Genomic DNA, 2,771 nt, shown 5'->3' with positions numbered 1-2,771 from the left:
GTGATGTCTTCGCGGCTGAGCGAGAAGATCGGCTGCGAGGTTTCGATGTCGGCGCGCTTGATGCGCGAACCGGTCACCTCGATGCGGTCGAGGGTAGTGGCTTCTTTTTCGGTTTCCTGAGCAAAGGCAACACCGGTGCCTGCGGCGGCGGTGGCGCCCACTGCGAGGGCGAAGGTAATCGCCTCGCGGAGCTGGGTGGTCTTCAAGGTCATCTCTCTCTCCAAGTCAGTCTTGGTGTCCCATGGGAGCCTGCCGGGTGGCGCAAAACGAACGGCCTAAGTCGGCAAGGCTGGGGCCGATACTAGCCGCCCCGGGAAACTAATTAAAGTGTCGTTAACTGACTGGGGCCAGTCTCTGCGTCTGGTGAGATGGCATGCAAAAAGCTACGGCCCCGTATGGGGCCGTAGCAGGGTGCAGCTGGGTGGAACCGATCAGAACTTCTGCGCGTAGCGGAAGTACACGAAGCGGCCCGGGACTTCGTACTGCGGGTCGAACGAGTTGGCGAACGAGTTCAGAACCACCGGCGGGTTCTTGTCGAACAGGTTGTTCACGCCAACGGTGATGCGGGCGTTCCACGGCGCGTTGAAGTAGACGCTGGCGTCGTGGTAGGTGGTGCCGCCGATGCGGTGCTGCGATTCCTTCACCACATTGATGCGGTCGCCGCCGGCGACGCCGTCCCAAACGCCGTTGCGGTTGAAGTCGGACGGGACACCGATGAAGCGGGTGGTGTCCGTGCACTTGCCCAGGGCCTCGAACTGCGCGCTGCAGGTCTCCATCTGCGAGGAGTAGTAGCGCATGTTCCAGGACGCGCCGAAGTCGCCCTTCTCCCAGCGCACGGCCAGGTTGGAGCGGATGCGCCAGCGGTTGTTGTTCTGGGCGTAGTCGCCGACCAGGTTGCCGCCTTCGTTGAAGTTCAGCGGCTGGCCGATCTTGGGCTCGAGCTGACGGTCTTCGCCGTACTTGCCGTCGCCGTCGATGTCCTGAAGGCTCTTGGCCAGGTAGGTGGTGTCCCAGGTGAAGCCGAACTTGCCCCACGCGGTTTCCGGCAGACGGTAGTTGACCGTCAGGTCGTAACCCTCGACTTCCTGGCCGCCGATGTTGACGGTGGTGTTGAGCAGGGTGTTGATGGCGCCGCCCGGGTTACGCGTGTAGAGCGCGCAGGACGGGCCGGTGCCGCCGGAGTCGACGCACTGCTGGATGATCGCGGTGCCGCCGATGGTGGTGATGGCGTCCTCGAGCTTGATGTTCCACCAGTCCAGGGCGATGTCCAGGCCTTGCACCCAGCTCGGGCTGTAGACCAGGCCCAGGGTCTTGGACTCGGAGGTTTCCGGCTTCAGGTTCGGATTGCCGCCGACGGTGATGCGGATCTGGGTGTTGGGCTGAACATAACCGCCGTTCGGCACGCCTTCGGCGATGCAGCGCGCCCGGCCGACGGTGGTCTGCTGGCCGAACTGCGCCGTGTTGCAGGGGTCGGTGACGGTCGGGAACGAGTCGGCCTGGCCGGAGAACAGCTCGGAGATCGACGGAGCGCGGAAGCCCTCGGACCAGTTGCCGCGGACCATCAGGTCGTCGATCGGCTTCCAGCGGAAACCGAACTTGCTGTTCAGCGTGTCGCCGAAGTTGCTGTAGTCGGAGTAGCGGGTGGCGACCGAGAAGTCGAGCAGCTTGGCGAAGGTGACGTCGGCCAGCACCGGGATCGCGAACTCGACGTAGGCTTCGTCGACCTTGTAGCTGCCGGCGGTGGCGGTACGCGCGTTACCGGTGGTGTTGCCCGAGTTGATCAGCGCGTCCGGGGAGTCGTAGCCGGACTCGGTGCGGTGCTCGAGGCCGAACGAGAAGCCCACCGGGCCGCCCGGTAGTTCGAACAGGTCGCCGCCGATGTTGGCGTAGTACGTGTTCTGCTCGTACTGGAACTCGTCGTGCGCGGTGAAGGTCACGTAGTTCAGCATGTCCTGCGTGATCGTGCCCGGCGCGCCGAGCAGGTTCAGCGGGACGCAGCCGGCGATCGGAGCGGCCGCGGTGCCGCAGCGGGCCACGCCCTGGGCGTCGCGGAACGACGGGCCCAGCGCCTGCTGCAGCGCGATCAGGTTGAACAGGCCCGTGGTGATGTTGTTGGACTTGTTCTCGCCGCGGAAGTAGCCGGCCTGCCAGTCGTAGTACTTGTCGCCGAAGGTCAGGGTGCCTTCCAGGGCGGCGTCCATCGCGAAGGTGCGGACGTCGCGTTGGAACGAACGGCCGCCGGTCTCGATCGCGCGACGCTCGATGGCGGTCACGGGCTGGCCGAACGGGTTGTAGATGTTCTGCGCGCTGATGGTGATCGCGCGCTGCGCCGGCGTGGTGTTCGGCGCGTTGCCCAGGCCGATCGGCATCGCGGCGAGCAGCGTTTCCGATTCGCGCTGGTTATAGGTGATGGTGGTCTTGAAGCGCAGGTTGTCGGTGATGTCCAAGGTGCCGTTGGCGAACACCGAACGGCGCTCCTGCGGAGTCAGCAGGTAGTTCTCGGGCGCGAAGTTGTACAGGTCGGTCGGATTCGAGAACGGACGCCAGTTGGCGCCGCTCTGGCCCGGGTTGTAGGTGAACGTGCCGGTGGTGCCGTCGGGGCGGCGGCCGCCGAGCGAGTAGTTGCCGAAGATGGTGTTGGTGCTGCCGCGGGCGTTGCCCGTGCCCACCGTCGGCTCCTTCGAGATGTAGCGGTCGCCGGCCATGACCGGCTCTTCCTTGACGTAGCCGAAGCCCAGCATGGCGCTGAAGCGGTCGGAGGTCGTGCCGAT

The 2,771-nt window shown here is 65.2% G+C and carries 2 protein-coding genes; both read right to left on the bottom strand.

The features are described 5' to 3' along the window. On the bottom strand, positions 1 to 212 hold a 212-nt coding region (locus tag V1318_RS21630; protein ID WP_332941839.1), incomplete at its 3' end, for a hypothetical protein. A 219-nt stretch (positions 213 to 431) separates the two neighbouring features. Further along, positions 432 to 2,771 (bottom strand): TonB-dependent receptor (locus V1318_RS21625; RefSeq protein WP_332941838.1); only part of this gene is annotated, 2,340 nt, incomplete at its 5' end.

It is taken from the genome of Lysobacter sp. CCNWLW3 (assembly GCF_036697405.1).
Lineage (GTDB): Bacteria > Pseudomonadota > Gammaproteobacteria > Xanthomonadales > Xanthomonadaceae > Lysobacter.
The sequence above is the reverse complement of the archived record's forward strand: the minus strand, read 5'-3'. Positions and strand labels throughout refer to the sequence as shown.